The sequence below is a fragment of the Pseudomonas putida genome, assembly GCF_050989985.1.
Lineage (GTDB): Bacteria > Pseudomonadota > Gammaproteobacteria > Pseudomonadales > Pseudomonadaceae > Aquipseudomonas > Aquipseudomonas putida_AI.
This window is the reverse complement of record NZ_CP158815.1, coordinates 5,198,959-5,225,958: the sequence shown is the minus strand read 5'-3', so window position 1 is coordinate 5,225,958 and position 27,000 is coordinate 5,198,959. Positions and strand designations below refer to the sequence as shown.

At 61.2% G+C, this 27,000-nt stretch carries 20 protein-coding genes, 4 tRNA genes and 1 pseudogene; 16 read left to right on the top strand and 9 right to left on the bottom strand.

From position 1 onward, the window contains the following. Positions 1-432: 432 nt before the first annotated feature. Genes ABTV29_RS23910 through ABTV29_RS23900 form a run of 3 tightly spaced genes read left to right on the top strand, consistent with a single transcriptional unit; the run spans position 433 to position 4,257 of the window. Positions 433-1,608 carry an L-rhamnonate dehydratase gene (locus ABTV29_RS23910; RefSeq protein ID WP_015096352.1) on the top strand — a complete coding sequence of 392 codons (1,176 nt, stop codon included), beginning with the start codon at positions 433-435 and terminating at the stop codon, positions 1,606-1,608. A gap of 52 nt (positions 1,609-1,660) precedes the next feature. Beyond that, positions 1,661-2,656, top strand: a complete 996-nt coding sequence (gene araD1 / locus ABTV29_RS23905) for an AraD1 family protein (RefSeq protein WP_433767090.1) — start codon at positions 1,661-1,663, stop codon at positions 2,654-2,656. 20 nt (positions 2,657-2,676) lie between these two features. Then, the gene (locus ABTV29_RS23900) at positions 2,677-4,257 is read left to right on the top strand and encodes an aldehyde dehydrogenase (NADP(+)) (RefSeq protein WP_433767089.1); all 1,581 of its coding nucleotides are present in this window, start codon (positions 2,677-2,679) and stop codon (positions 4,255-4,257) included. Positions 4,258-4,387: 130 nt separating this feature from the next. Here ABTV29_RS23900 and ABTV29_RS23895 read toward each other — a convergent pair whose 3' ends face one another. Beyond that, on the bottom strand, positions 4,388-5,296 hold the full coding sequence (locus ABTV29_RS23895) for a DMT family transporter (protein WP_433767088.1): 909 nt from the start codon (positions 5,294-5,296) through the stop codon (positions 4,388-4,390). 178 nt (positions 5,297-5,474) lie between these two features. Between ABTV29_RS23895 and aceK the strand changes: the two genes are divergently transcribed. From aceK to ABTV29_RS23880, 3 genes are all read left to right on the top strand, one after another. Continuing rightward, a complete protein-coding gene (gene aceK, locus ABTV29_RS23890) occupies positions 5,475-7,187 on the top strand; it encodes a bifunctional isocitrate dehydrogenase kinase/phosphatase (RefSeq protein WP_433767087.1) in 1,713 nt (570 codons plus the stop codon). A 168-nt stretch (positions 7,188-7,355) separates the two neighbouring features. Then, the gene (gene hrpA / locus ABTV29_RS23885) at positions 7,356-11,267 is read left to right on the top strand and encodes an ATP-dependent RNA helicase HrpA (RefSeq protein ID WP_433767086.1); all 3,912 of its coding nucleotides are present in this window, start codon (positions 7,356-7,358) and stop codon (positions 11,265-11,267) included. Between the two features lie 336 nt (positions 11,268-11,603). Next, complete coding sequence (locus ABTV29_RS23880; RefSeq protein ID WP_433767085.1) at positions 11,604-12,725, top strand: beta-ketoacyl-ACP synthase III; 1,122 nt, start codon at positions 11,604-11,606, stop codon at positions 12,723-12,725. A 127-nt stretch (positions 12,726-12,852) separates the two neighbouring features. Here ABTV29_RS23880 and ABTV29_RS23875 read toward each other — a convergent pair whose 3' ends face one another. Together ABTV29_RS23875 and ABTV29_RS23870 are read right to left on the bottom strand one after the other, a co-directional pair. After that, positions 12,853-13,905 carry a sensor histidine kinase gene (locus ABTV29_RS23875; protein WP_433767084.1) on the bottom strand — a complete coding sequence of 351 codons (1,053 nt, stop codon included), beginning with the start codon at positions 13,903-13,905 and terminating at the stop codon, positions 12,853-12,855. Continuing rightward, positions 13,905-14,663: a response regulator gene (locus ABTV29_RS23870; RefSeq protein WP_433767083.1), complete on the bottom strand. Its 759-nt coding sequence runs from the start codon at positions 14,661-14,663 to the stop codon at positions 13,905-13,907. Before ABTV29_RS23870 ends, ABTV29_RS23875 begins: the two co-directional genes overlap by 1 nt. Before the next feature lie 295 nt (positions 14,664-14,958). Here ABTV29_RS23870 and pyrF point away from each other — a divergent pair, with 295 nt between their 5' ends. Beyond that, positions 14,959-15,657 (top strand): orotidine-5'-phosphate decarboxylase, encoded by a 699-nt coding sequence (gene pyrF, locus ABTV29_RS23865; protein ID WP_175389663.1) that lies wholly within the window; start codon positions 14,959-14,961, stop codon positions 15,655-15,657. Positions 15,658-15,779: 122 nt separating this feature from the next. On the opposite strand, the gene ABTV29_RS23860 is transcribed toward pyrF, so the two are convergent. Continuing rightward, positions 15,780-16,784, bottom strand: coding sequence for an NADP-dependent oxidoreductase (locus ABTV29_RS23860; RefSeq protein ID WP_433767082.1), 1,005 nt, complete (start codon positions 16,782-16,784; stop codon positions 15,780-15,782). Between the two features lie 236 nt (positions 16,785-17,020). Here ABTV29_RS23860 and ABTV29_RS23855 point away from each other — a divergent pair, with 236 nt between their 5' ends. From ABTV29_RS23855 to ABTV29_RS23840, 4 genes and pseudogenes are all read left to right on the top strand, one after another. Beyond that, positions 17,021-17,782 carry an SDR family oxidoreductase gene (locus ABTV29_RS23855; RefSeq protein ID WP_433767081.1) on the top strand — a complete coding sequence of 254 codons (762 nt, stop codon included), beginning with the start codon at positions 17,021-17,023 and terminating at the stop codon, positions 17,780-17,782. Positions 17,783-18,012: 230 nt separating this feature from the next. Beyond that, positions 18,013-19,374 (top strand): PLP-dependent aminotransferase family protein, encoded by a 1,362-nt coding sequence (locus ABTV29_RS23850; protein ID WP_433767080.1) that lies wholly within the window; start codon positions 18,013-18,015, stop codon positions 19,372-19,374. A gap of 108 nt (positions 19,375-19,482) precedes the next feature. Then, positions 19,483-20,538: pseudogene (locus ABTV29_RS23845) on the top strand (methyl-accepting chemotaxis protein); the annotation flags it as partial. A gap of 27 nt (positions 20,539-20,565) precedes the next feature. Continuing rightward, complete coding sequence (locus tag ABTV29_RS23840; protein ID WP_433771993.1) at positions 20,566-21,447, top strand: methyl-accepting chemotaxis protein; 882 nt, start codon at positions 20,566-20,568, stop codon at positions 21,445-21,447. A 173-nt stretch (positions 21,448-21,620) separates the two neighbouring features. Here the strand turns inward: ABTV29_RS23840 and ABTV29_RS23835 are convergent, their stop codons facing one another. Beyond that, on the bottom strand, positions 21,621-22,379 hold the full coding sequence (locus tag ABTV29_RS23835) for a hypothetical protein (RefSeq protein ID WP_433767079.1): 759 nt from the start codon (positions 22,377-22,379) through the stop codon (positions 21,621-21,623). A gap of 389 nt (positions 22,380-22,768) precedes the next feature. Here ABTV29_RS23835 and ABTV29_RS23830 point away from each other — a divergent pair. From ABTV29_RS23830 to ABTV29_RS23815, 4 genes are all read left to right on the top strand, one after another. Then, a tRNA-Glu gene (locus ABTV29_RS23830) sits at positions 22,769-22,844 on the top strand. 2 nt (positions 22,845-22,846) lie between these two features. After that, positions 22,847-22,922 (top strand) — tRNA-Gly (locus tag ABTV29_RS23825). A 104-nt stretch (positions 22,923-23,026) separates the two neighbouring features. After that, a tRNA-Glu gene (locus ABTV29_RS23820) sits at positions 23,027-23,102 on the top strand. 3 nt (positions 23,103-23,105) lie between these two features. Beyond that, a tRNA-Gly gene (locus tag ABTV29_RS23815) sits at positions 23,106-23,181 on the top strand. A 115-nt stretch (positions 23,182-23,296) separates the two neighbouring features. Here ABTV29_RS23815 and ABTV29_RS23810 read toward each other — a convergent pair. From ABTV29_RS23810 to ABTV29_RS23800, 3 genes are all read right to left on the bottom strand, one after another. Beyond that, positions 23,297-23,935, bottom strand: a complete 639-nt coding sequence (locus tag ABTV29_RS23810) for a LysE family translocator (protein ID WP_433767078.1) — start codon at positions 23,933-23,935, stop codon at positions 23,297-23,299. Position 23,936: 1 nt separating this feature from the next. Further along, on the bottom strand, positions 23,937-24,707 hold the full coding sequence (locus tag ABTV29_RS23805) for a 2OG-Fe(II) oxygenase (protein WP_433767077.1): 771 nt from the start codon (positions 24,705-24,707) through the stop codon (positions 23,937-23,939). A 93-nt stretch (positions 24,708-24,800) separates the two neighbouring features. Beyond that, positions 24,801-25,427: an alanyl-tRNA editing protein gene (locus ABTV29_RS23800; protein ID WP_433767076.1), complete on the bottom strand. Its 627-nt coding sequence runs from the start codon at positions 25,425-25,427 to the stop codon at positions 24,801-24,803. Between the two features lie 90 nt (positions 25,428-25,517). On the opposite strand from ABTV29_RS23800, the gene ABTV29_RS23795 reads away from it, so the two are divergent. Then, positions 25,518-26,516, top strand: coding sequence for a LysR substrate-binding domain-containing protein (locus tag ABTV29_RS23795; protein ID WP_433767075.1), 999 nt, complete (start codon positions 25,518-25,520; stop codon positions 26,514-26,516). A 64-nt stretch (positions 26,517-26,580) separates the two neighbouring features. Here the strand turns inward: ABTV29_RS23795 and ABTV29_RS23790 are convergent, their stop codons facing one another. After that, complete coding sequence (locus ABTV29_RS23790) at positions 26,581-26,988, bottom strand: PA2817 family protein (RefSeq protein WP_077047009.1); 408 nt, start codon at positions 26,986-26,988, stop codon at positions 26,581-26,583. Positions 26,989-27,000 lie beyond the last annotated feature (12 nt).

Sequence of the window (27,000 nt, the reverse complement as noted above, 5' to 3'; positions counted from 1 at the left end):
CCAATCACTGTGGGAGCGAGCCTGCTCGCGATGACGGCCTGCCAGACACTATTGCAGTGACTGTCATACCGCTATCGCGAGCAGGCTCGCTCCCACATTTCTTTGTACTGATCACAAATCCCTGCAACACCCCAAATCACTGTGGGAGCGGGCTTGCCCGCGATTGCGTCAGCACAGACACCTTGATGGTGAATGTCCGATTGCAATCGCGAGCAAACTCGCTCCCACAGTTGTTTTCGGGCCGATAACTCGATCCACCCAATAATCGCTTTTCGGTATCACCCCAGGTTATCGCCGGATACGCATAAGTGATTATCCGCAGTCCCCGGGCGCTGGCTAAAGTCGCTCCATCGAATGCCGGAGGCCGCCAACCAGGCGGTTTCGCGCACACGACTCAACAATTACAAGAAGCGCCAGCAAGGAACTGTATTCATGAAAATCAAAGCGATCCGTACCCGCGTTTTCGAGTGGAAAGGCAAAGTCGTTCCCCCTCAGGCGCACTTCTGCACCAACGCCAGCGACATCCTGTTCGAACGCGGCGATGCCATGGGCTCGTTCCGTTTCCACGGCTGGCTGGTGGTGGAAGTTGAGACCGACACCGGCCTCGTCGGTATCGGTAACTGTGCCCTGGCGCCTCGCGTGGCCAAGGAAATCATCGACACTTATCTGGCGCCGATCGCCATCGGCGAAGACCCGTTCGACAACGAATACATCTGGCAGAAAATGTACCGCCAGAGCCACGCCTGGGGCCGCAAGGGCATCGGCATGGCGGCGATCTCGGCGATCGACATCGCGATCTGGGACATCATGGGCAAGGCGGTGAACAAGCCGGTGTTCAAGCTGCTGGGCGGACGCACCAAGGAAAAGATCTGGACCTACGCTTCCAAGCTCTATGCCAACGACAACCTCGACCTGTTCCTCGAAGAAGCCCAGGGCTATCTGAGCCAGGGTTTCACTGCGCTGAAAATGCGTTTCGGCTACGGCCCGAAAGACGGCCCGGCGGGCATGCGCCGCAACATCGAACAGGTGCGCGCCCTGCGTGAGCTGGCCGGCCCCGACGTCGACATCATGCTCGAGTGCTACATGGGCTGGACCCTGGAATACGCCCGGCGCATGTTGCCGAAACTGGCCGAGTTCGAACCGCGCTGGCTGGAAGAGCCGGTGATCGCCGACGACATCGAGGGCTACATCGAGCTGAAAAAAATGGGGATCATGCCGATCTCCGGCGGCGAGCACGAATTCACTTCCTACGGCTTCAAGGACCTGCTGGAGCGCCGCGCCGTCGACGTGATCCAGTACGACACCAACCGCGTTGGCGGCATCACCGCCGCGCGCAAGATCAACGCCATGGCCGAAGCCTGGTCGGTACCGGTGATTCCCCACGCCGGGCAGATGCACAACTACCACCTGACCATGTCCACCACCGCCTCGCCGATGGCCGAGTTCTTCCCGGTGTTCGACGTCGAAGTCGGCAACGAACTCTTCTACTACGTGTTCAAGGGCGAGCCGCAGCCAGTCAACGGCTACATCCAGCTCGACGACAACAAGCCGGGTCTGGGCCTGGAAATCTCCGATGAATACCTGAGCGACTTCAACATCATCGAGTGACCTTGCAGCGCCGCTCACGGGCGGCGCCATCCACGACTTTGCGGAGGCCGACATGCGCCTGATTCAATTCGAAAACAGTAATGGCCAACGCCAGGTGGGCGTTGTCGATGGCTCACAGGTACAGGTGCTCAAAGACACTCGCAGCACCCGCGAACTGGCACTCGCGGCGATCCGCGCCCGGCACGGCCTTTCAGAAGAAGTCATTTTGCGCGGCAGCGAAGCGAGCCTGGACTACGCGCAGTTGTTGCATGAGGGCCGGGTGCTGCCGCCGCTGGACCATGAGGACCCTGCGCATTGTCTGATCAGCGGCACCGGCCTGACCCACCTGGGCAGCGCCTCGACGCGGGACAAGATGCACCAGCAGGAAGGTGCGATCGAAGCCGGGATGACCGACACCATGCGCATCTTCAAATGGGGTCTGGAAGGCGGCAAACCGGCGCAGGGCCAGGTCGGTGCGCAACCGGAGTGGTTCTACAAGGGCGACGGCAGCATTGTCGTGCGTCCGGGCGCCGACTTCCCGGTGCCGCCGTTTGCCGAGGATGCCGGTGAAGAGCCGGAGCTGACCGGGCTCTATGTGATCGGCGACGACGGCCAGCCCTATCGCCTCGGCTATGCGCTGGGCAACGAGTTTTCCGACCATGTCATGGAGCGGCGCAACTACCTGTACCTGGCCCACTCGAAACTGCGCAGCTGCTCCTACGGCCCGGAATTGCGGGTCGGCGAATTGCCCCGGCATCTGGTCGGCACCAGCCGCATCAAGCGCGACGGCCAGACCATTTGGGAGAAGGAGTTTCTCAGCGGCGAGGACAACATGTGCCACAGCCTCGCCAATCTGGAATTCCATCACTTCAAGTACGCGCAGTTCCTGCGTCCCGGCGATGTCCATGTGCATTACTTCGGCACCGCCACGCTGTCGTTCGCCGACGGGGTGAAGACCCAGCCGGGGGACCGTTTCCAGATCAGCCTCCAGGAGTTCGGCGCACCTTTGGTCAACGGTATCGGTGAAAGCGCCCAGCCCCTGCCCATCGGCCAGGTGCGCGCGCTTTGAATCTGCCAGAGGAAACGCTCATGACCACGATTCTGGGACACAACTACATCGGCGGGCGTCGCAGCGCCAACGGCACCTTGCAGCTGCAAAGCCTCGACGCCACCACTGGCGAACCCTTGCCGGCGCGGTTCTTCCAGGCCAGCGAAGCCGAAGTGGACGCCGCTGCCAAGGCCGCCGCCGTGGCCTACCCGATCTTTCGCAACCTGAGTGCGGAAAAACGTGCGACCTTCCTCGACGCCATCGCCGATGAAATCGACGCACTGGGCGATGATTTTGTCGCCACCGTGTGCCGTGAAACCGCGCTGCCGGCGGGGCGCATTCAAGGCGAGCGCGGCCGCACCAGCGGTCAGTTACGGCTGTTCGCCAGGGTGCTGCGGCGGGGCGATTTTTACGGCGCGCGGATCGACCGCGCCTTGCCCGATCGCCAGCCATTGCCACGCCCGGATCTGCGTCAGTACCGTATCGCCCTGGGGCCGGTAGCGGTGTTCGGCGCCAGCAACTTTCCCCTGGCCTTTTCCACCGCCGGTGGGGATACGGCGTCGGCGCTGGCCGCGGGTTGCCCCGTGGTGTTCAAGGCCCACAGCGGGCACATGGCGACCGCCGAATGGGTCGCCGACGCGATCATTCGCGCTGCCGAACGCACCGGGATGCCGGCGGGCGTGTTCAACATGATTTATGGCAGCGGTGTGGGTGAGTGGCTGGTCAAGCACCCGGTCATCCAGGCGGTGGGCTTCACCGGTTCACTCAAGGGCGGCAATGCCCTGAGCCATATCGCCGCGACACGGGCGCAGCCGATACCGGTCTTTGCCGAGATGTCGAGCATCAACCCGGTGTTCCTGCTGCCCGATGCGCTGAAGGTTCGTGGCGAGCAGGTCGCGGCGCAACTGGCCGGTTCGGTGACGCTGGGCTGCGGTCAGTTCTGTACCAACCCGGGCTTGGTCATTGGCCTGCGCTCGCCGCAGTTCAGCCAGTTTCTGCAGGCGTTTTGCGCCAACATGAACGAGCAACCGGCACAGACCATGCTCAATGCCGGCGCACTGGCCAGCTACAGCCGAGGCCTGGGCGAACTGCACGAACACCCGGGCCTGAAGCACCTGGCGGGCAAACCGCAGCAGGGTAACCAGGCGCAGCCGCAGGTGTTCAAGGCCGATGTCAGCCTGCTGCTCAAGGGTGATGAATTGCTTCAGGAAGAAGTGTTCGGGCCGACCACCATCGTCATCGAAGTCGAGGATCGGGCGCAGCTTGCCGAAGCCTTGCACGGTCTGCGCGGGCAACTGACGGCGACGCTGATCGGCGAATCCGAGGAATTACTGGAGTACCGCTGGCTGGCGGAGATGCTGCAGGAAAAGGTCGGGCGGATCCTGCTCAACGGCTATCCGACGGGCGTCGAGGTGTGCGACGCAATGGTTCACGGCGGGCCGTACCCGGCGACCTCCGATGCGCGGGGAACGTCGGTTGGTTCGCTGGCCATTGATCGATTCCTGCGGCCGGTGTGCTTCCAGAATTATCCGGATGCATTGCTGCCTGAGGCATTGCAGAACGCGAACCCGCTGGGGATTCGGCGGTTGGTGGATGGGGAGGTCAGTGATTCAGCCTTGTAGTGTTTGAGCGAACGCTATCGCGAGCAGGCTCGCTCCCACAGGTTTAGCGCCGAACACAGAATATGTGTACGACGCCGATCACTGTGGGAGCGAGCCTGCTCGCGAAGGCGTCCTCAGAAACGCCACAAGGCTATCTGGCGGCCACCTCGACAGACTTCTTCACCGCCGGCTTCAACACCAGCCACAACGCCGCCGCAATCAACACCCCGCCATAGATGTGCGCCATCGAAAGCGGTTCATCCAGAAACAACGCCCCCCACAACACCCCGAACGGCGGGATCAGAAAGGTCGTGGTCATCGACTTCACCGGGCCGACCGAGCTCAACAGGCGGAAGTAAATGATGTACGCAAACGCCGTGCATACCAGTCCCAACCCCAACAAGGACAACCAGACGTTCCAGCCACCCCAGCTGGCCGGTGGCTGGGTGATCACGCTGTAGCCGAACAGCGGCAAGACGAACAGGGTCGCCCCGAGCATGCTGCCCAGCGCCGACAGGCGACTGTCGAGGCCACCGGCCTGATCGAGCCAGCGGCGCGCAAGGAAGCCGGCGAAGCCATAGCAAGTGGTGGCCAGCAGGCAGGCGAGGGCGCCCATCAACAGTTCCCAATCAAAGGCCACGGGACCGGCGCGGGTCAGGATGCCGACGCCCAGCAACCCCAGGAACACCCCGCCGAGCTTGGCGGCGGAGAGCCGTTCATGGAAGAACAGACCGCCGATCAGCACCCCCATCAAGGGTGTGGTTGCGTTGAAGATCGCCGAGTAACCGGCGGGCAGCACCTGTGCGGCCACCGAATACAGGGTCGCGGGAGCCCCGGAGTTGATCACCCCGAGCAGCATCACGGTCTTCAGCTTGCCCTTGAAATCCCAGCGCACGCGCATCAGCCCGAGAATCACCAGCAGCCCGACGGCAGCGATGGACACGCGGAAGAACGCAGTGGGGACTGTGCCAATCACCGGGGCGATGATGCGCATGAACAGGAAACTCGCACCCCAAATGGCCGCCAGCGACAGTAATCGGAAAAGATCGACGGGGTTCACGGCACGCTCCTGGCTTGATCGGGACGAGAGTGTTGCCGAGCGCCTGATCGATGGCAACCGGAAAACGGGCATTTAACTCTGCAGGGCGGCGATGACGCGGCAACGGAAAATTACACTTCTCCTGCACCCGCTTCACTGGCTAAGCTCAGGGCTCCCGAATTCCCGCAGAGGTCTCACCATGCCGCAGAATTGGCCAGCCGCCGACATCGCCCGTTTGATCCTCGACGGCTTTGACGATTACCGCGAGCATTTCCGCCAGATCACCGACGGTGCCCGGGCCCGTTTCGAACAGGCCCGGTGGCAGGACACGCAATCGGCATCGGCGGCACGGATCAATCTGTATGAAGAGAAAGTCGGCGAAACGGTGCAGCGCCTGCACATCGCCTTCGACGACGACACGCTGGACGTCAGCTGCTGGCCGCTGGTCAAGAGCGCCTACATCAAACTCATCGACCTGCGTTTCGACGATGAACTGTCGGAGACCTGGTACAACTCGATTTTCTGCGGGCTGTTCAGCCACGACCTGATCAGCGACGGCTGCATGTTCATCCACACCACCCGGCCGAGCCTGCGCCGCGCCCGGGCCGCGCAAACCCGCACCTACAAACCCCAGGGCCAGCTGTCGGGCATGCTCGCCAGCATCTTTGCCGATTACCGCTTCAGCGAGGAATACGCCGATCTGCCCGGCGACCTGCAGCGCCTCGAAGCGCAGTTGCGCGAGAACCTGCCGGACTGGGTGTGCAAGGACCCGGAACTGAGCGTCGAGCTGTTTTCCTCGGTGCTTTACCGCAACAAGGGCGCGTACCTGGTGGGGCGCATCTACACCGCCGACGAACAGTGGCCGCTGGCAATTCCGCTGCTGCACCTGGAAGGTCGCGGCATCCAGATCGATGCGTTGATCACCGACGAAGCCGACGTGTCGATCATCTTCTCGTTCACCCGTTCGTATTTCATGGTGGATGTGCCGGTGCCGGCGGAGTTCATCGGTTTTCTCAAGCGCATCCTGCCGGGCAAGCACATCGCCGAGCTGTACACCTCGATCGGCTTCTACAAACACGGCAAGTCGGAGTTCTACCGGGCGCTGATCAATCACCTGGCCAACACCGACGACCAGTTCATCATGGCCCCCGGCGTGCGCGGCATGGTGATGAGCGTGTTCACCCTGCCGGGGTTCAACACCGTATTCAAAATCATCAAGGACCGTTTCTCGCCGTCGAAAAACGTCGATCGCGCCACGGTGATCGAGAAGTATCGGCTGGTGAAAAGCGTCGACCGTGTCGGGCGCATGGCCGATACCCAGGAATTCGCCGACTTCCGTTTCCCGCTGGGCAAATTCGACCCGGCGTGCCTGGAAGAGCTGCTGGAAGTCGCGCCGTCCACGGTGTCGGTGGAAGGCGACACGGTGCTGATCCGCCACTGCTGGACCGAGCGGCGCATGACGCCGTTGAACCTGTACCTGGAAAACGCCAACGAGGCGCAGGTGCGCGAGGCGCTGGATGATTACGGCCTGGCGATCAAGCAACTGGCGGCGGCGAACATCTTTCCCGGCGACATGCTGCTGAAGAACTTTGGCGTCACCCGTCACGGCCGGGTGGTGTTCTACGACTACGACGAAATCTGCTTCCTCACCGAAGCCAACTTCCGCCACATCCCGCCGCCGCGCACGCCCGAAGACGAAATGGCTTCCGAACCCTGGTACTCGATCGGGCCGCTGGACGTGTTCCCGGAAGAGTTTCCGCCGTTTCTGTTTGCTGATTCGGGGCAGCGCAAGTTGTTCGACCGGTTGCATGGCGAGTTGTACAACGCCGATTACTGGAAAAGCCTGCAAGAAGCGATTCGAGCGGGGAAAGTGATTGATGTGTTCCCGTATCGACGCAGGGGCCAGGACTGACGCCATCGCGAGCAGGCTCGCTCCCACATTTGACCGTGGTGCCACCGATTTTAGGGTCGCCATAGATCCACTGTGGGAGCGAGCCTGCTCGCGATCGGCCGCGCAGCGGCCGTAAAATCTGCGACAATCCGCAACCTTGCGCCACTACACGACCGAATTGCGTACCCGATGACCGACGAATCGCCCTCCATCGACAAACTGCTGAAAAACCTCGATCACGCCATGCTCGCCGACCGTCACCGGTTGCGGCGGCAGTTGCTTGAGCTGCGCAAGAAACCCGACGAGGCCAAGCTGGCCCAGTGGGTGGCGCGGATGCAGGCGTCCTGTGATCAGGTGCTGGCGCGCAAGGCCAGCCTGCCGGTGATTCGTTACGACGACAGCCTGCCGATCGCTGCCAAGCGCGACGAAATCAAGAAGGCGCTGGAAAAGCATCAGGTGCTGATCATCGCCGGCGAAACCGGTTCGGGTAAAACCACCCAGTTGCCGAAGATCTGCCTGGAAATCGGTCGCGGCCAGCATGGCCTGATCGGCCACACCCAGCCACGGCGTATTGCCGCGCGCAGCGTGGCCAGCCGGGTCGCCGAGGAACTGGGCACGCCGTTGGGCGCGCTGGTCGGCTATCAGGTGCGCTTCGAGGATCAGAGCGACGCCAACACCCTGATCAAGTTGATGACCGACGGCATCCTGCTGGCGGAAACCCAGAATGACCGCTTCCTGGAACGCTACGACACGATCATCGTCGACGAAGCCCACGAACGCAGCCTCAACATCGACTTCCTGCTGGGTTACCTGAAAACCCTGCTGCCGCGCCGTCCGGACCTGAAAGTCATCATCACCTCGGCGACCATCGATCTGGAGCGCTTCTCCAAACATTTCGATGACGCGCCGATTGTCGAGGTCTCCGGCCGCACCTTCCCGGTGGAAACCTGGTATCGCCCGCTGACCCTTGAGCAGGACGAAGAGGGCAACCGGGTCGAGGACGACCTGACCGTGGATCAGGCGATTCTCGCCACCCTCGACGAAATCGCCGCGTACGAACGCAGTGAACGCCGCAGTCCCGGCGACGTGCTGGTGTTCCTGCCCGGTGAGCGCGAGATTCGCGACGCCGCCGACATGCTGCGCAAGGCGCAGCTCAAGCACACCGAGATCCTGCCGCTGTACGCCCGGTTGTCGCCGGCCGAACAGCAGCGGATTTTCCAGTCGCACCCGGGGCGTCGCGTGGTGCTGGCGACCAACGTTGCGGAAACCTCGCTGACCGTGCCGGGCATCCGCTACGTGATCGACAGCGGCACCGCGCGCATCAGCCGCTACAGCTATCGCGCCAAGGTCCAGCGCTTGCCTATCGAAGCGGTTTCCCAGGCCAGCGCCAACCAGCGCAAGGGCCGTTGCGGACGGGTCGAGCCGGGCATTTGCGTGCGCCTGTATAGCGAAGAGGATTTCCTGGCCCGCCCGGAATTTACCGATCCGGAAATCCTGCGTACCAACCTCGCGGCGGTCATCTTGCAGATGCTGCATCTGCGCCTGGGCGAGATCACTGCGTTCCCGTTCATCGAGCCGCCGGATGGCAAGGCGATCAGTGACGGTTTCAACCTGCTGCAAGAGCTTTCTGCGGTGGACCGCAACAGCCAGCTGACGCCGCTTGGCCGGCAGCTGGCGCGCTTGCCGGTGGACCCGCGCATGGGCCGCATGTTGCTGGAAGCGGCGAAGCTGGGTAGCTTGCAGGAAGTGCTGATCGTCGCCAGCGCCATGTCGATCCAGGACCCGCGCGAGCGGCCGCCGGAGCGCCAGCAAGCGGCGGACCAGGCCCACGCGCAATGGAAAGACGCCGACTCGGACTTCGCCGGGCTGGTCAATCTGTGGCGCGGCTTCGAAGAGCAGCGCCAGGCGCTGACCGCCAATCCACTGCGCAACTGGTGCCGCAAGAATTTCCTCAATTACCTTCGCCTGCGCGAATGGCGCGACTCCCATCGCCAGTTGAGCCTGATCTGCCGCGACATGCAGCTGAGCCTCAACAAAGAGCCGGCGGACTACCCGAAACTGCACAAGGCGGTGCTGGTGGGGCTGCTCAGCCAGATCGGCCAGAAAACCGAAGACGGTGACTATCTGGGCGCCCGTCAGCGGCGTTTCTGGATTCACCCTTCGTCGGGCATCGGCAAGAAACGCCCGCAGTGGTTGATGACCGCCGAACTGGTGGAAACCACCAAGCTTTATGCGCGGATGGTGGCCAAGATCGACGCCGACTGGATCGAACCGCTGGCCGGGCACCTGATCAAGAAGAACCACTTCGAACCCCATTGGGAGAAGAAGCGCGGCCAGGTAGTGGCCTACGAGCAGATCACCCTGTTCGGGCTGATCGTGGTCGGTCGCCGGCCGGTGCATTACGGCCCGGTCGACCCGGTGGTGTCCCGGGAATTGTTTATCCGCGAAGGGCTGGTGCGCGGCGAGATCCAGTCGAAGGCCAAGTGTCTTGCGGCCAATGCACGGTTGCTGGAGCAGCTCGACGAGCTGGAGGCCAAGGCCCGCCGGCGTGACATTCTCGCCGACGAAGAAACCCTGTTCGCCTTCTACGACGCCCGGCTGCCGGCGGAGATCCACCAGACCGCGACCTTCGACAGCTGGTATCGGGTCAACAGCCAGAAAGACCCGCAGCTGCTGATCATGCGCGAAGAAGACGTGCTGGCGCGCGAAGCGAGCGAAGTCACCGCCCAGCATTACCCGGACACCCTGCACATCGGTGATCTGGAATTGGCCTTGAGTTACCACTTCGAGCCCAACCATCCGCGCGACGGCGTGACCTTGCGCGTACCGGCCCCTCTGTTGCCGATGCTGCCGCCGGAACGCCTGGAATGGCTGGTGCCGGGTGTCATTGAAGCCAAGTGCATTGCCCTGGTGCGCAACCTGCCCAAGGCCCTGCGCAAGAACTTCGTGCCGGTGCCGGACTTCGTCAAGGCCGCCTTGCAGCGCATGACCTTCGCCGAGGGTTCGTTGCCCCAGGCGTTGGGCCGCGAGCTGTTGCGCATGACCGGCGCACGGGTCAGCGACGAAGCCTGGGCGGAAGCGGCGCAACAGGTGGAAAGCCATCTGCGCATGAACCTGGAAATCGTCGATGGCCAGGGCAAGTTCCTCGGCGAAGGTCGCGACCTGGCCGAGCTGACTGCGCGTTTTGCCGAAGCCAGTCAGGCGGCGTTGGCCGTGCCGCAGACCGCAAAAAGCCAGCAACCGGTGGAGCCGAAGGTGTTCGCCGCGGTGGCCGAGAAAACCCAGCAGAAGATCGCCGGCCTGTCGATGACGGTCTATCCGGCGCTGGTGGAAGAAGCTGGCACGGTCAAGGAAGGGCGTTTCTCGACGCCGGCCGAGGCCGAGTTCCAGCACCGTCGCGCGTTGCAGCGCCTGCTGCTGCAACAGCTGGCAGAGCCGGCGAAGTTCCTGCGCGGCAAGTTGCCGGGCCTGACCGAGCTGGGCCTGCTGTACCGCGACATGGGGCGCGTCGATGCGCTGGTGGAAGATATCCTGCTGGCCAGCCTCGACAGCTGCATTCTCGACGGCGAAGACCCGTTGCCCCGAGATGGTGCGGGGCTGGCGTCGCTGGCCGAACGCAAGCGCGGGGCCTGGACCGAGCACGCCGAACGTGTGGCGAAGCTGACTCTGGAAATCCTCAAGCTCTGGCATGGCCTGCAAAAGCGCTTCAAGGGCAAGATCGACCTGGCGCAAGCCGTGGCCCTGAACGATATCAAGCAGCAGCTCAGCCAGCTGGTGTATCCGGGCTTTGTCCGGGAAACGCCGATGCAATGGCTCAAGGAATTGCCGCGTTACCTCAAGGCCATCGAACAACGTTTTGAAAAGCTCGGATCCCAGGTGCAGAAGGATCGGGTATGGAGTGGCGAATTGGCCAATCTCTGGACCCAATACCAGACCCGCGCCAGCAAGCACGCCCAGGAAGGCAAGCGCGATCCGCAGCTGGAGTTGTATCGCTGGTGGCTGGAGGAGTACCGGGTTTCATTGTTCGCCCAGCAGTTGGGGACCAAGGTACCGATCTCCGATAAGCGCCTGAGCAAGCAGTGGACGCAGGTAGAGCCATAGACCCTGTAGGAGCGAGCATGCTCGCGATGGTCGTCAACGATAACGCGGGATGCCTGACACCCCGCGGTGTTCTTGCTTCCATCGCGAGCAGGCTCGCTCCCACAGTTGAGTCGGCAGGTGTCAGTAAGCCAGTACGCCAGCAAAAGGCGCCAAAAGCTGACGTTTATGGCAAACTTCGCGACCATAACCGCCGATTTCGCGACCCAGAGCCTTTGGTCATGTTGCGCGTCGGAATAAAGCGATGCCAGTTTTGCGTCCCCAGGATGGGAATAGACCCTTTATGTATTGGTACGTCGGTGCCAATGCTTTCTGCCTGAACAGATTAGAGACACGACCATGCATAACGTCGTCATCAGCGGCACCGGCCTTTACACCCCAGCCAACAGCATCTCCAACGAAGAGCTGGTGCAGTCTTTCAATACCTACGTGGCGCAATTCAACGCCGATAACGCTGACGCCATCGCCCGTGGTGAAGTCGAGGCGCTGACCGAATCCAGTGCTGCGTTCATCGAAAAAGCCTCCGGCATCAAGAGCCGCTTTGTCATGGACAAGGACGGCATCCTCGACCCGCAACGCATGGCCCCGCGCCTGCCGGAGCGTTCCAACGACGAATGGTCGGTGCTTTGCCAGATGGCCATCGGCGCTGCCGAGCAAGCCTTGCAGCGCGCCGGCAAGACCGCCGCGGACATCGACGGGGTGATCGTCGCCTGCTCCAACCTGCAGCGCGCCTACCCGGCGATTGCCATCGAAGTTCAGGAAGCGCTGGGCATCCAGGGTTTCGGTTTTGACATGAACGTGGCGTGCTCCTCGGCGACTTTCGGTATCCAGGCCGCCGCCAATAGCGTCCAGCTGGGCCAGGCCCGGGCGATCCTGATGGTCAACCCGGAAGTCTGCACCGGTCACCTGAATTTCCGCGACCGCGACAGCCATTTCATCTTCGGTGACGCTGCCACTGCGGTCATCATCGAGCGCGCCGACCAAGCGACGTCCAAGTTCCAGTTCGACATCGTCAGCACCAAACTGCTGACCAAGTTCTCCAACAACATCCGCAACAACTTCGGCTTCCTCAACCGCGCCGCGGAAGAGGGCATTGGCGCCAAGGACAAGCTGTTCGTGCAGGAAGGCCGCAAGGTGTTCAAGGAAGTCTGCCCGATGGTGGCCGAGCTGATCGGTGCGCATCTGGAAGAGAACCAGCTCAACGTCAGCGACGTGAAGCGCTTCTGGCTGCACCAGGCCAACCTCAGCATGAACCACCTGATCGTCAAGAAACTGCTGGGTCGCGACGCCACCGAGCAGGAAGCCCCGGTGATTCTCGACACCTACGCCAACACCAGCTCCGCCGGTTCCGTGATCGCCTTCCACAAAAACCAGGACGACCTGCCGGCCGGCTCGCTGGCGGTACTCAGCTCGTTCGGTGCCGGTTATTCGATTGGTAGCGTGATTCTGCGCAAGCGCTGATTCAGCGATTCACCCCAAACCCTGTGGGAGCGGGCTTGCCCGCGATGACGGAGTTCCATTCAACTGTGATGTTGACTGACACGACGCTATCGCGGGCAAGCCCGCTCCCACAGGGGGCGTGGGGTATTCAAATGCGTGGTAGACGGATAACCGCAGTCAACCCGCCCCCCGGGGTTTCCTCCAGGCTCAATTGCCCACCCAGCCGCTGCGCCGCCTCGCGGGCGATGGTCATGCCCAGGCCGACGCCGCCGGAATTGCGATTGCGTGAACCTTCCAGGCGGAAGAAGGGTTCAAACACCGCTTCGCGTTGCTCCGCCGCGATTCCCGGCCCACGGTCGATGACCCTGATCAACAGATGATCACGATGATCCTCCAGGGTGATCGATGCCTGGCCGGCATACCGCAAGGCGTTGTCCAGCAGGTTGTTGACGCAGGAACGCAACGCCATCGGCTGAACCTGCAGCGGCGCACAGTGGCCGCTGGCCTGGACATCGGCGCCCTGGTCCTGGGCGTTTTCGCTCAAGGACTCCACCAATGCCTGCACATCCATTAACTGCGGCGCTTCGCTGGTGCGCTGTTCGTGCAGGTAGGTGAGGGTGGCGTCGAGCATGCTGATCATGTCGTCCAGATCCTGGCGCATCTGGCCCTGCAACTTGTCGTCGTCGATCTGTTCCAGCCGCAGTTTGAGCCGCGACAGCGGCGTGCGCAGGTCATGGGATACCGCGCCCAGCATCCGCGAGCGCTGCTTGACCTGCTCGATGATGCGCCGCTGCATTTTGTTGAACGTGTGCGCCGCTTGTCGCGCCTCGCGAGGGCCGGACTCTTCCAGCGGCGCACTGTTGAGGTCCTCGCTCAGGCGCTCGGCGGCGTCGCTCAGGCGCTGGATGGGCCGGCTCAGCAACTTGGCGCCGTACCAGGCAGCGATGATCAGCGAGATCAATTGGAAGGTCAGCGGCACCAGCGGCCCGCCAAACCACGGCCGGGGTGGCCGATTGGCGAAACGCGGGTCCGGCGGTGGGCGCTGACCGTCGAAGCCTTCGGAAAAGGCCGGTGGTGGAGGCGGAGGGGGCGGTGGGCCGTAATGGCGAAACCAGGCAAAGGCCAGCAGGTGCGCCAGGATAATCGCGATCAGCAGCACGCCAAACAGGCGGCCGAACAGCGTATCGAAGCGCCCGCGCATCAGCCGATGTCTCTAGCGTCGAACAGGTAGCCTTCACCGCGCACGGTTTTGATCAGTTGCGGTGCTTTCGGATCATCCCCGAGTTTTTGCCGCAGTCGCGACACCAGCAAGTCGATGCTGCGATCAAAGGCTTCGATCGAGCGACCACGGGCGGCGTCCAGCAACTGTTCGCGGCTCAGGACACGGCGCGGACGTTCGATGAAAACCCAGAGCAGGCGGAACTCGGCGTTGGACAGCGGCACCACCAGGCCATCGGCGGCAATCAACTGGCGCAGCACGCTGTTGAGTCGCCAGTTGTCGAAACGAATGTTCGCCCGTTGTTCGCTGCGGTCGTCCCGCACGCGGCGCAGGATGGTCTGGATACGTGCCACCAGCTCCCGGGGCTCGAATGGCTTGGCCATGTAATCGTCGGCGCCCAGTTCCAGGCCGATGATCCGGTCGGTGGGTTCGCAGCGGGCCGTGAGCATCAGGATCGGGATATCGGACTCTGCGCGCAGCCAGCGGCACAGCGACAGCCCGTCTTCGCCGGGCAGCATCAGGTCCAGCACCACCACGTCGAAATGCTCCGCCTGCAGTGCCTGGCGCATGGCGGCGCCATCGGTGACACCGCTGGCGTGGATGTTGAACCGGGCCAGGTAGTCGATCATCAATTCACGGATCGGGACGTCATCGTCGACGATCAAGGCGCGAATGCTCCAGCGTTTGTCGTCGCCGGGTGCTTTTTGTTCGTCGTTCACAGGTGCGTGGATGTTGTGCATGCGTGCGTTCATCTGTCAGGTTGGCTGCCAACCACAAAGATAGGCCGCGAGGTGGTGGTTCCAGCATAGGCGCCCGGCCTGCGGGCGCAAAGTGCTGTATCAGGACGTGTTGCGGCTGGGGAGGGTAGCGGGCGAGGGTGTTGTGGACGTGTCTGTAATGTATCTTGCTCGACACAATTGCCGCAAAAGCTAGTCTTGGCTGAGCGTTCTCGATGATTTACCGATCATCGGGTCCCGCAGCGGCGCCGGTTCCGCTACAATGCGCGCCGATTTCGACTTGCCTGAGAGCCCGCTCATGTCCGCCTGCCAGACTCCTATCATCGTCGCCCTGGATTTCCCCACCCGTGACGCCGCACTGAAGCTGGCCGATCAGTTGGACCCGAAACTGTGCCGGGTCAAAGTCGGCAAGGAATTGTTCACCAGCTGTGCCTCGGAAATCGTCGGCACCCTGCGTGACAAGGGTTTCGAAGTGTTCCTGGACCTCAAGTTCCACGATATCCCCAACACCACTGCCATGGCCGTCAAGGCCGCCGCGGAAATGGGCGTGTGGATGGTCAACGTGCACTGCTCCGGTGGCCTGCGCATGATGGCGGCGTGCCGTGAAGTGCTGGACAAGCGCAGCGGCCCGCAGCCGTTGCTGATCGGTGTGACTGTGCTGACCAGCATGGAACGTGAGGATCTGGCGGGTATCGGTCTGGATATCGAGCCGCAGGAGCAAGTGCTGCGCCTGGCAGCCCTGGCGGAAAAAGCCGGGATGGACGGTCTGGTGTGCTCGGCCCTGGAAGCCCAGGCCCTGAAGTCGGCGCACCCGTCGCTGCAACTGGTCACTCCGGGGATCCGTCCGGCGGGCAGTGCCCAGGACGACCAACGCCGCATCCTGACTCCGCGTCAGGCGCTGGAAGCCGGTTCCGACTATCTGGTGATTGGCCGTCCGATCAGCCAGGCGGCGGATCCGGCCAAGGCATTGGCCGATGTAGTGGCCGAACTGGCCTGATCAAACACTGAAATACCCATTGTGGGAGCGAGCCTGCTCGCGATGAGGGAGTGTCAGCCGACATCAATGTTGGCTGATACACCCCTATCGCGAGCAGGCTCGCTCCTACATTGGTTATTGGGTTAGACCTTCAGAACCAACTTCCCGAAATTCTCCCCGCTGAACAACTTCATCAGCGTCTCCGGGAACGTCTCCAGTCCTTCCACGATGTCTTCCTTGCTCTTGAGCTGCCCCTTGGCCATCCAGCCGGCCATTTCCTGCCCGGCGGCGGCGAATTGTGCGGCGTAGTCCATCACCACAAAGCCTTCCATCCGCGCGCGGTTGACCAGCAGCGCCAGATAGTTGGCCGGGCCCTTGACCGCTTCCTTGTTGTTGTACTGGCTGATGGCGCCGCAGATCACCACCCGCGCCTTCATATTCAGGCGGCTCAGTACTGCGTCGAGGATGTCGCCGCCGACGTTATCGAAATACACGTCGACGCCTTTGGGGCATTCACGCTTGAGGCCGGCGATGACGTCTTCGTTCTTGTAGTCGATGACGCCGTCGAAACCCAGCTCATCAATCAGGAACTTGCACTTGTCCGCGCCACCGGCAATGCCCACTACGCGGCAACCCTTGATCTTGGCGATCTGCCCGGCAATGCTGCCCACCGCGCCGGCTGCGCCCGACAGCACTACAGTTTCACCCGCCTTGGGGGCGCCGACATCGAGCAGGGCGAAGTAGGCGGTCATGCCGGTCATGCCCAGTGCGGACAGGTAACGTGGAAGAGGGGCCAGTTTCGGATCGACCTTGTAGAACCCTCGTGGCTCACCGAGGAAATAGTCCTGCACGCCCAACGCCCCGTTGACGTAGTCCCCGACCGCGAAGCCCGGGTTGTTCGAGGCCACGACTTTACCTACGCCCAAGGCGCGCATCACTTCGCCCAGGCCCACCGGCGGGATGTAGGACTTGCCCTCGTTCATCCAGCCACGCATGGCCGGGTCCAGGGACAGGTATTCGTTTTTGACCAGGATCTGACCCGCTGCCGGCTCGCCGACCGGTACCTCCTGATACGTGAACGTCTCGCGGGTAGCCGCGCCGACTGGTCGTTTGGCGAGCAGGAACTGGCGATTGGTCTGGGTAGTCATGTCAGGCACTCAAGATGAATGAAGCCTTGTAGATAGTCCTTCAACGACGAGGCCGCAAGTTTGGCTGATGCGGCGAATACGGTTCGATCCAGTGCAGTGATAGTTGGTACGGGAGTTCCATCACTGCAACTCATGGGCGCTCAACCGGCCTTCTGATAGTGCTGCCGTGCCGGCGGACGCTGTGGCTAGACTGCGAAAACAATCACCCTCGCCAACTTTTCCTTGAGGACATAACGATGAGCATGACGTTTTCCGGTCAGGTCGCTGTAGTGACGGGCGCCGCCAATGGTATTGGTCGCGCGACGGCCCAGGCGTTCGCCGCCGAAGGCCTGAAGGTGGTAGTGGCTGACATGGACACGGCGGGCGGCGAGGGGACGGTTGCGCTGATTCGTACAGCGGGCGGCGAAGCGACCTTCGTGCGTTGTAACGTCACCGTGGAGAGTGAAGTAAAAAATCTGATGGAAGAGGTGGTCAATACCTACGGGCGCCTCGATTACGCCTTCAACAATGCCGGTATCGAAATCGAGAAGGGCAAGCTGGCGGAAGGCACCGTCGACGAGTTCGACGCGATCATGGGCGTAAACGTCAAGGGCGTGTGGTTGTGCATGAAGTACCAGTTGCCGTTGCTGCTGGCCCAGGGCGGTGGCGCGATCGTCAACACCGCGTCGGTGGCGGGCCTGGGGGCTGCGCCGAAGATGAGCATCTATGCAGCCTCCAAGCATGCGGTGATCGGCCTGACCAAATCGGCGGCCATCGAATATGCCAAGAAAAAGATCCGGGTCAATGCGGTGTGCCCGGCGGTGATCGATACCGACATGTTCCGTCGCGCCTATGAAGCCGACCCGAAGAAAGGCGAGTTCGCCAATGCCATGCACCCGGTGGGCCGTATCGGCAAGGTCGAGGAAATCGCCAGTGCGGTGCTGTACCTGTGCAGTGACGGTGCTGCCTTCACCACCGGTCATTCGTTGGCGGTGGATGGTGGTGTGACCGCGTTCTGAGTTCTGTAGCAACACTGAACCTGTGGGAGCGAGCCTGCTCGCGATAGCGGTGTGTCAGACAACTGGGTTGTCGACTGATACACCCGTCTCGCGAGCCGGCTCGCTCCCACAGGTTTTTTTGTATGTTGCAAAGGGTAAAAAGCAAAGGCTTTAGCTGCGTTGTCGCACATCGTGGCCGGCGCTCCTGTGATTAACTGGTTTTCGCATAACCAACAGGAGTTTGCTTGCTCATGGAGTTGAGAATCGATCGACAGGCCATGGTGCCGGTCGTACAGCAAATCGTCGACGCGCTGGTTTGCGCGATCCGTTGCAATCAATTGATGCCAGGCGCACGTCTACCATCGGTGCGGACAATCGCGCGAATCAATTTGCTCAACGAGTTCTGTGTCGCCCAGGCCTGCGAACGCCTGGTCGCGCAGGGTGTACTGGGGCCGCGCCAGCGTGCCGGTTACACCGTGGCAGCTCCGGCGCCGGCCGCGCTTTGCGACGCTGAATTCGATCCGTGCCGTTCCTCGTGCGAGCTGCAATTGGGGGCCGGCAGCCTGCCCGAAAGCTGGCGTGAGTCGGATGATCTGGCTTATGCGATCCGAGAGGTCAGTCGCACCGACATGGCCGGCCTGTTCAACTACAGCTCGGCACTGGGCCTGCCCCGTTTGCGCCAGCAGATTCTGAAGTGCCTGAAACCCCTGGATATCCACGTCGAGGACAGCCGGATTCTGACCACTGCCGGGGCCAGTCAGGGGCTCGACCTTATCGTGCGGGCATTGCTCAAACCGGGCGACTGCGTCGTGGTTGAAAGCCCCGGTTATCCCGTGCTATTCGAACTGCTCAGGCTGCACGGCATCATCATGCGGGAGGTGCCGCGCACTCCGCTCGGGCCGGACATCGCAACCCTGGAAGCGCTGTTTGTGCAAGACCGGCCACGCGCCTTCTTCATCAACAGTTTTCATCACAATCCCACCGGAACCTGCCTGACGCCGGAGGTCGCCAGACAGGTGCTGCAACTGGCAAGGGAACACGACGTAAGGGTGGTTGAAGACGACGTCTATGCGGACCTGCATGGTGGTCACGGCAAGCGTCTCGCCGCGCTGGATGACAACGTTATCTACGTCGGCAGTTACTCCAAGACACTCAGCAGCGCCTTGCGGGTCGGCTTTGTCGTGGCCACTGCCGAGTCGATCGAGCGACTGGCCGAGGTCAAGATGATCACCAGTATGGGGGCCTCGGGATTTTGCGAATCGGTGCTCGCTTGCCTGTTGGCCAATGGCGCCTACCGCAAGCTGGTGCAGCGTCAGCGACAGCGCTTGAACCACGACAGGCTGGTGCTGTTGCAGTTGCTCGAAGACGCCGAGTGGGAAGTGTTCGGCAAGCCGGCAGGCGGTTTGTTTGTGTGGGCGCGATCACGAATGGCGGACTACGCCCAGGTGCGGGCACAGGCCAGGCGTTGCGGCATCCTGTTGTCATCGACGACTGCCTTCAGTCCCGACGGTACGGTCAACGACTGGCTGCGCATCAATGTGGCCTGCGCGGCTGATCCACGTGCACGGGCATTTATTCAGGCCACCACTCCGGATCGACCTCAAGCGTTCTGAAAACGACGCGGGCGTAGCTTTTTGCCATTATTCCGGCGCCAGAGCCTTGTGTTGCCACAGGCCCGTTGCGAATCTGCGTCTATCAATAATGGCGGAGGACCTGGTCCAATGATTTCGGCCGTGCAAGGACGTTTTGCCAACCTGGGTATGGCAAAAAAAATGGGTGTCGGGTTTGTGCTGGTGCTGTTGTTGACCGCCCTGGTGGCGGCCATCGGCGTCTGGTCCCTGCAAACCATCAGCCAACGCTTCGACGGGCTCAAGCAGATGTCGTCGCTCAACAGCGGTTTGCTGAAGGTGCGCCTGCTGGAGCAGGAATATGCCTTGCACGGCAACCCGAAAACCGTCGACGCCCTGCACGAAGGCGTCGATGGCTTGATTGCACTGGCCAACGAGCTCAAGGCGGGATCAGCCGCCAACGTGCCGGTGATGAACGATGTCGAGCAGTCACTCGGCGCCTATCGCAAGGCATTCGATGAGTTCGTCTCGCTCAGCCAGGCCAAGGACCTGGCGCTGGAAATGGCCAGTTGGTCGGTCTCCAGCGTGGCCAATAATCTCGATGTGCTGCAGTCCGGGCTGACCGATGACGGCACTTATACCCTGAAGGATTCCGAGGGCAAGGACGGCGCTCAATTCATCGAGCAGGCCAGTCAGGTCAGCCAGGTATCGCGGTTGATGCTGCAAGCGATGAACGAGGCGCGCGTACGTCTGGATCAGAGCCGCAAGGGCGACGACAGTGCGGGCCAGGGCAAGATCGAACAGGCCAGCCAGGCGCTGGCTCAGGCCGAGCAACTGAAAACCACGGTCAAGGATGAGGGGTATCAGACCGTACTCAATGAAGTGACCGGTCATATCGCCAGTTTCAGCGACAAGCTCACCGAGTACACCGGCTTGTTGGAACAGGAAAAGACGGTCTATCAGCAATTGCACCAGCGCGCTGCCCAGGTGATGGAGCGGGTCGATCAGGCCTATGTCGCCGAAGACCAGTCGATGCAGGCGGAGCTGAAAAAGAATTCCTTGATGATTATCGGTTCTTCCGCGCTGGCGTTGCTTGTTGGCTTGATCGCCGCCTGGGTGATTACCCGCTTGATCGTCGGGCCACTGCGTAGCGTGATTCGCGTGGCGCAGCAGATTGCCTCGGGGGATCTGAGCGGGACGGTCGAGGTGAACCGTCGGGACGAGATCGGCCAGTTGATGCAGGCCATGCAGCAAATGGGCGCGGGACTTAGCCATATCGTCAGCGGCTTGCAGGCCGGTATCGAACAATTGGCCACTTCTGCGCAATCGCTGTCCGCGGTGACTGAACAGACCAATCTTGAAGTCAGCAGCCAGAAGGAAGAAACCGAGCAGGTCGCCACGGCGATGAATCAGATGACCGCCACTGTGCATGATGTCGCGCGTAACGCCGAGGAGGCTGCCGTGGCGGCGCAGACGGCGGACGGCAAGGTGGAGAGTGGTCAGCTTGTGGTGCGCCAGAGCATGGCGCGAATCGAACAACTGGCGGATTCGGCCACCTCGGCCAGCTCGAGCATCGAAAGCCTGAGCGCGGAAATCCAGAACATCGGTACGGTGCTTGGCGTGATCAAGAGCGTGGCCGAACAGACCAATCTGCTGGCGCTCAACGCGGCGATCGAAGCCGCCCGGGCCGGTGAGCAGGGCAGGGGCTTTGCCGTGGTGGCTGACGAAGTGCGCGCACTGGCCAAGCGGACCCAGCAATCGACCGAGGAAATCGAACGTCTGGTCAGCGCCTTGCGCTCGGCGGCGCAGACTTCAGTGCAGCAAATCCAGAGCAGCGGCGACCTGGTGAAACTGGCGGTCAGCGATGCGCTGCAAACCGAAAGTGCGTTGGGCAGCATTGCGGCGGCGGTGTCGTTGATTCAGCAGATGAATCAGCAGATCGCCGCAGCTGCCGAAGAGCAGAGCTCGGTGGCCGAAGAGATCAATCGCAGTGTCACGAGTATTCGTGCCAGTGCCGATCAGTCTTCGTTGGCGATGCAGGGCAATGCCGCGTCGAGTATCGAGCTGGCGCAGCTGGGGGTTGAGTTGAAGGGGATGGTGGGGCATTTCAGGCTCTAACAGCTACACCGCTGGACCCTGTAGGAGCGAGCTTGATCGCGATGGACGCGAACGATCACGAGGGGTAGGCAGCATAAACGCGGCGCCCTGATGTTCATCGCGAGCAAGCTCGCTCCTGCACAGAGCAAAAAAAAGCCACCGGTCCCGGTGGCTTTTCTGTTTCCGCTCGATGATCAGTCGTAAATCACTTTCTTCTTCCAGTCCGCATCCGCCTCGACGTCCTTGAGGCCTTCGGTCAACTGGTTCACTTCGCCTTCCACCGGGGCGATGCGGTCCATGACCTGGTCGTTGGCGCGGGCCAGGAGCTTTTCCAGGTACTCCAGCTGTTCGGCGTAGATCTGCGGCTCCTGCTGTTTGCGCAGGTACTGCACGCCGCGTTCAAACGCCAGGCGCGCCTGGCCTGGCTGATTCTGTTGCAGGGCGTGCTGGCCAAGGTTGTTGAAGAACTCGATGTGCAGCAGCACCAGGATGTGGCGCACTTCACGGATCCAGCGTTTGGCTTCGTTGGGCGGCAGGAAGCCGTCCTGTGCCGCGCGGGTGATTTGGCCATGCAGGGCTTCAAGAAGGAAACGTACATCCTTGGCCTTGGCTTCAGTCTGGATCGGTGCCGGCGGGTTGTTGACCGGAATCGATTCGCCCTGGCCGACCAACGCTTCAAGCTCGACAATCCGCGCCTTGAGGTTGGAACTGGTTTTTTCGAGGTTGAGCAGGCGTTGGCAGACATTCAATTCCAGGCGGGTCAGCAGCAACTTGAGCGCCGGTGTCATCAACTGGCCCGGGAAGGTTTCGGTGATTTCTCCGCAACGACGCAGGCGATCGTTGAGTTCAACCTTGGTACGGGCCCTTTCCAGCTTATTGTTCTCCACCACATGGTTGATATAGCCAATGGCGATCAAGAGTGCGATCCCGGCTACGACGAGCAGGGTGATCATGAGTGGTGTCACCGGTAAGACCTCTTCTATAGGGTTCGCGTGCGAGTGTATGGACTTGGCATTTGAGCGCCTAGCGCCACTCGACGAGTTGGATCAATGTGGTAATGCCTGTATCGACCGTAGAGTGGCTTAATTAAATGCTGGCACTTGTTTAGCACATTGCCATCACTCATGGTCGCCGACTATAACGCCTTGGCGAGTGTCAGAATATAGGCGCCAAACACCGGACGGCGGAAAAGCCGGGCAGGGGCTGAAAAGCAGGGCCAAGTCATTGATTTAAAAAAATTTATAACAGGGGGTTGACGACCCCTCAAACCATCCATAGAATGCGCGCCACTTGCAGCGTAAAGCACACAGCGAAACGAAGCAGGGAGTGAATGTTGTAGTGTGTCCCCTTCGTCTAGTGGCCTAGGACACCGCCCTTTCACGGCGGTAACAGGGGTTCGAGTCCCCTAGGGGACGCCAATGCGGGAATAGCTCAGTTGGTAGAGCACGACCTTGCCAAGGTCGGGGTCGCGAGTTCGAGTCTCGTTTCCCGCTCCAATTTTAAACAGCGTTGCTTTCGGGCAGGGCTGAGTGAAACCAGAACCAAGTCTTCGGATGCGGATCTGGACACCGAAACACACACCATGTGTTCCGGGTAGCGTGTCCCCTTCGTCTAGTGGCCTAGGACACCGCCCTTTCACGGCGGTAACAGGGGTTCGAGTCCCCTAGGGGACGCCATTTGCGGGAATAGCTCAGTTGGTAGAGCACGACCTTGCCAAGGTCGGGGTCGCGAGTTCGAGTCTCGTTTCCCGCTCCAAATTAAACGAAAACGCCGCTCAATCGAGCGGCGTTTTTGTTTGCGCGTGATTTGTACCTGTATAGAAAAAAGGCCCGCCAGTCAGACTGAGCGGGCCTTTTGCATTCAGGCGTTTTTACATCGACAGAATCAACCGCCCCGCAAACAAAATCAGGATCACGCCCATGGTCCGTTCGAACCAGTGCCCCATGCGCAAAAACAGCAACCGCACTTTGTTGCTCGAAAAAAACAGCGCGACGATCACAAACCACAAGGCATTCACACAGCACATCCACACACCGTACAGCGCCTGAATCGCCAACGGTGTCGTGGAACTGACCAAAGTGGTGAAGATCGCCAGGAAAAACAGCGTGGCCTTGGGATTGGTGGCGTTGGTGAGAAAGCCGGTGGTGAATGCCTTGAACAGGGTTTGCTTGACCACTGGCTCGTCCGCTTCTTTTTCACCCTCGAGCACGGATTTGGGTTGGCTGCGCAGCAGGCTGATGCCCAGGTAAAGAATGTAGGCACCCCCAATCACCTTGGCCAAGGTCAGCATCCAGGGAATCGTGTGCATCAGCGCGCCCACGCCCAGCAGGGTGTACAGCACATGCACGGAAATGCCAGCGCCGATGCCCAGTGCCGTGCAGATGCCGGTCCACCGGCCAAAACGCACGCTCTGACGGATCGTTACGGCAAAGTCCGGCCCTGGGGCGACCACGGCCAGGAAATGGATGGTCGCCAACGCCAGAAATTCGCCCAGGTAATTGGAAAGCATTTCAACTCCAGAAGGTCAGGGGGGAAGCCGCGCCGCGATAGCCGACGAAGAATGAAAGGCTCAAGCGCGGATCGGTCAGGCCCGGCGTCACCGCGTGCATGCGGCGCGAGTTGAACATGATGAAATCGCCCGGCTCGGGACGGACTTCCAGAGTCGGCGTTCCCAGCAGGGTCGGGTCGATGCCGTAGCTGTCACCGCGCATTTCGTCGAACTGATCCGGCGAAATGTCGTGGTCCCACATCTGCAAGGCACCGCCTTCGGTGGGCATGTTCAGGTAAACATTGCAGGCGAACTGCGCCTCCAGGCTTCTGGCCTGAAAACTGTCCGGCGCGTCCTTGGCGAAAATGTCGTGATGGGCGAGAAAACACACACCGGGTTTCACCACCCGGGAAAGCCCGACATACATCTTGCGACCGTAGAGGGTTTCCAGGTGTGCGCCTGCCGGCCAGGACTCGTCGAGCATGCAGCGCAAGGTATCGACCGGGGACGAGTAGGGCGCGCAGCGGTTGCGCAATTCGGCGATGTTGCGAGTGGCGCGTGCGAAATAGTCCTCGATCAGCAGTGGCTGGTTTTCCGCTTCGTAAAACGCCATGCCGATGCGACCGATGCTCGGCGCGTTGATATAGCCTTCAAAACCTGGCTCGAGGATCTTTTCGCCAATTTGCATCGCCAATGGCGGGGCTAGCCAGCCCTTGATGCGGATGGCGAGAACTTCCTCATTGGCCAGCTTTTTTATGCACGTCTCATCGAGACATTCGACGTCAAGCATCATGTCCTGGGTCCATCCGACAAAGTGTCAACGAAGCCTGCGAACGCAGGCTCATCCGGCGCCAGGCGATGCCGGCAAATGGCATCGTCCTGCAACTCAGTCCACGTGATAGTGGACGGACAGGATCCCTTTCTTCTGCGAAAGGGATTCGATCGTGACCGTGCCCAAATCCTTCAGGCTACGTACATGGGTGCCGCCGCAACCGTAGGCGGGCAGCTCGCCGAAACCGATTTCCCGGGTGCCTTCGCGCGACGAGGTCAGGCGTGGCAGGTCATGGGCGATCCACTGTGCGAGACCGTCCTGCAGCGTCTGCACATCAACGTCCTGTGCGCAGTCCGCCGGTTTGAACTGCACTTTTGCTTCGCCCGGCCAGTGATGCGCCTTGATCGGCATCCAGCCCATGGCCTGGACGAAGTGACCGATCAGGTGGCCGGCCGAGTGCATGCGCGTATTGAACTGACGACGTTGCTCGTCGATACGGATCTGCGTCATGCCGGTGCTCACCGGGCGGTCGACGAAATGGATGATCCGCTCGGGATCCTGCATCACGCGCAGTACCCGGCTTTCGCCAATCCAGCCGGTGTCGCAGGGTTGCCCGCCGCCCTGGGGGTGGAACAGTGTGGCGCGCAATACCACGGCAAACTCGTGCTCGTGGGGCGTGCATTCCAGGATTTCCACGTTGGCCTTGAGGTCATCACTGTGGAAAAAAAGGCGAAGCGTCATATCCAAACTCACAAAAATGTTTCTAATTTTTATTATATGGACCGTGCTGGTGCGTGATAATCCGGTCAAACATCAAAGGACTGTTGCGTCGTGAGCATAAATCTACCGCTGCCCCTGCTGGGTGAAATGGCGATTTTCGTCAAGGTCGTCGAGACCGGCAGTTTCTCCGAGGCGGCTCGCCAACTGGGCTCTTCACCCTCGGCCGTCAGTCGCAGCATTTCGCGACTGGAGAAAGTCCTCGCCATGCGTTTGCTGCAACGGACTACGCGCAAGTTGCGCCTGAGCGACGGTGGCGAGGAAGTGTTCAAGCGTTGCCAGGACATGGTCAGTGCAGCCCGGTCGGTGATGGAAATCAGTGGTCAGTTCACCGATGAACCCGAGGGCGTGGTGCGTATCAGCGTGCCGAAGGCGGTTGGCCGAATCGTCATTCACCCGCATATGCCGGAGTTTCTGCGCCGCTATCCCAAGGTGGATGTGGAGATGTTGCTGGAGGATCGCCAGGTGGATCTGATCGACGATCATGTCGACCTGGCGATTCGTATCACTGACCGGCCCCCGGCGGGGCTCGTGGGACGGCAATTGCTGAGCATCGACCATATGCTCTGCGCGACACCGCAGTATCTGGCCGAGCACGGAACGCCGACCCATCCCCATGACTTGCTCAACCACAGTTGCATCTACCTGGGTGAAACGCCGAGCGATGCGCGCTGGAAGTTCAAGAAGGGCAACAAGACAGTGACGGTTGGTGTGCGCGGGCGATATGCCGCCAATCACACTGGCGTACGTTTCGGCGCCGTCTTGCAGCACATCGGCATTGGCAGCCTGCCGTATTTCACGGCGCGCCGTGCCCTGGAGAAGGGCTTGATGGTGCAAGTGCTGCCGGACTGGACCTTCTTGGCGTCCTACCACGGAGGTGCCTGGCTGCTGCATTCGCCAACCCGATACCTGCCACCCAAGCTACGGGTCTTGATCGATTATCTGGTGGAGTGCCTAGAGAAGGAGCCGACGTTGAACCGACCGGGCAAGTCGAGGCCTTCGAATATTGCCGTTTCGGAGTATGAACTCCCCGAGAGTGATGGCTTGTTTTAAGACAGGCCACAAAAAAAGGCCCGCATGGATAACCATGCGGGCCTTTTGCATTACCGACCGAGGATCAGTGCTTGCTGTCCTGATTCGACAGGGCCAGCAGCTGTTTTTCCTGGTTCCAGTCAAAGGGTTCGTCGTTCTGTTCGGCTTCGAAGCGACGTTCTTCCAGTGCCTGGTACAGGTCGATTTCATCATCGGGCATGTAGTGCAGGCAGTCACCGGCGAAGTACCACAGCAGGTCGCGCGGGACCAGGTGGGCGATTTGCGGGTAGCGGGTGATGACCTGGCACAGGATGTCCTGGCCCAGGTATTGGCTTTCGATCGGGTCGACCGGCAGCAGTGCACGCAGTTCGTCGAAGCGCTCCAGGAACAAGGCATGGCTTTCTTCGGGAACCTGGTCGGCCTCACCCACGGCGACCAGGATGCTGCGCAGGTGGTCGAGCAAAACGAGATGATCGGCAACGATGTTGGACACGAGATAAGTCCT